Below are 2,096 nucleotides of genomic sequence, written 5' to 3'. Positions count from 1 at the left end.
CCTTGAACTCCTCAGTGAACTTCCTGCGATTCGTAGACATCTCTGCCTGTCGTTCCTTCCTGGTAACGACCGTCTACAAGAAGTGTCACACCCCATGGTGTCTTCTGATCCGACGGTGATGATGTGGCCCGCGCCACCGCTATCGACGTTGCCCGCGGCGGGCAGCCCGCCACTATGCACGATGTTCTGAAACACCAATTGGAGCGACCTTGAGTGCGATGGTAGCGACGACCGGGTTTCGCGAACCGGGCTTGGGGTGAGTGCGTTCACGGTTGCGAACCGGACACAAGGAGCGCGTGATCCGCTCGCAGCTCGGGCACCGGGTGTGAGCGCCGGATCGACTGGCCTCGAGGGCGTCGGACAGACCGCCCGAGGATTAGGTAGCATTTGAGCGTGCCGCCCTGCCTTACCTGAGCCGAACCGCTCATAGGTGCGAGTGGCACGCAGCAGGCACGAAGGGTGCCTGGACGCATGAAAATTGCAGGAATCCGCGCCTCCTGACGAAAACTGGGACTTCTGAGCTCCTGATCCGATCGCGTGAACGGGCCTCCTTCGGGAGGCCCGTTTCGCGTTTCCGGGAGGCCCGTGCGACGGATCCCGGTTCCCGAGGGGATCCCGGTTCCCGAGGAGCCGTGGCGACGTGATCGTCCTCGCGAACCGGGATCTCCTCGGCAGCCGTGCCCAGGTGCGGGGAATGCCCGCCCGATCCATGCGGTTGAAAGGATCGTGGGGGAGAACGCGGGCCGGCGTGCGAGCATCGTCGTGATCGGGGCCGGGCAGGCGGGGCTCTCGGCCGCGTTCCACCTGCGGCGCGCGGGATTCGTGAGCGCGACCGCGGATCCCGGCGCTGCGCGCACGTACGTCGTACTCGACGCGAACCCGGCACCGGGCGGCGCGTGGCAGCGCCGGTGGGCATCGCTCACCGTCTCGGGCCTGAACGGCATCTTCGACCTGCCCGGCCTCGCGCGGCCCGACATGGATCCGGGCGAGCCGAGCCGCGACGCCGTGCCGCGCTACTTCGCGGCCTTCGAGCGGCGTTTCGACTTCCCCATCCTGCGTCCCGTACGGGTCGAGAGCGTCGACTTCGCCGACGACGAAGAGGACGGCGACCTCGTCGTGCGCACCGACGGCGGCACGTGGATCGCCCGGGTCGTCATCAACGCGACCGGCACGTGGGACAACCCGGTGCGACCGGCGTATCCGGGCCGGGAGACGTTCCGCGGCCGCCAGCTGCACACGCGCGACTACGGATCGCTCGACGAGTTCGCGGGCCAGCGGGTCGGGATCGTCGGCGGCGGGATCTCGGCGGTGCAGCACCTCGAGGAGATCTCGCGCGTCGCGCAGACGTTCTGGTACACGCGGCGCGAGCCGGTGTTCATCGAGGGGGAGTTCGATCCCGAGACCACGGGCCGCAGCACGATCGAGAAGGTCACGGCCGACGTCGAGGCGGGGCGGCCCACGGGCAGCATCGTGGGCTACACGGGCCTCGGCTGGTCGAGCTCCGCGCGCACGGCACGCGATCGCGGCGCTCTCGTCCGCCGCCCGATGTTCGCGCGCATCGAGCCGGACGGCGTGCGTGAGGCCGATGGCACGCTCACGCCGCTCGACGCGATCGTGTGGGCTACCGGCTTCCGGCCCGATCTGAGCCACCTCGAACCGCTATACCTCCGTAACGAGCTCGGCGGCATCGCCATGCGCGGCACGCAGGTCGCGGGCGAGCCGCGCGTGCACCTGATCGGCTTCGGGCCGTCGCAGTCGACCGTGGGCGCCAACCGGGCGGGGCGGGAGGCCGTCGCGAAGGCGGTGCGCTACCTCGATGCGGTCTCGGGCCGGGCGCGGGAGGCGCAGCACGTCCGCCCCTGAGGCGCACCCGGCCGCGACGTCCTGCCCGGGGGTATTCCCTCGCCGGCTCATCGCGCGTAGTGTCGCAGTCGCGTTTCCGCGCTGGACCGTCCCTCCCGGGTTCGAGCATGCTCCTCGGGAGGGGCGGCCCTGTTTACGGGCTCTTCGGACATTCGGTGGGGGGTGAGGCTCGCCGGGTGAGTTCGGGCGGGTAGGGGTCGAGGTCCCCGAGGATCAGTAGCGCCAACTGCTGC

2 protein-coding genes are annotated in these 2,096 nt (G+C 69.7%); both read left to right on the top strand.

Features of this window, described 5'->3' with window-relative positions:
- Positions 1 to 190: hypothetical protein (locus tag ACWDR7_RS13045; protein WP_449855320.1), on the top strand; the 190-nt coding region annotated here is incomplete at its 5' end.
- Between the two features lie 536 nt (positions 191 to 726).
- Entirely contained in the window at positions 727 to 1,863 is a 1,137-nt protein-coding gene (locus tag ACWDR7_RS13040) for an NAD(P)-binding domain-containing protein (protein ID WP_449855319.1), read from the top strand.
- Positions 1,864 to 2,096: the final 233 nt, after the last annotated feature.

The organism is Microbacterium sp. NPDC003461, from assembly GCF_053588335.1.
Note: the sequence above shows the minus strand (reverse complement) of the source record. Positions and strands in the feature narration are given on the sequence as shown.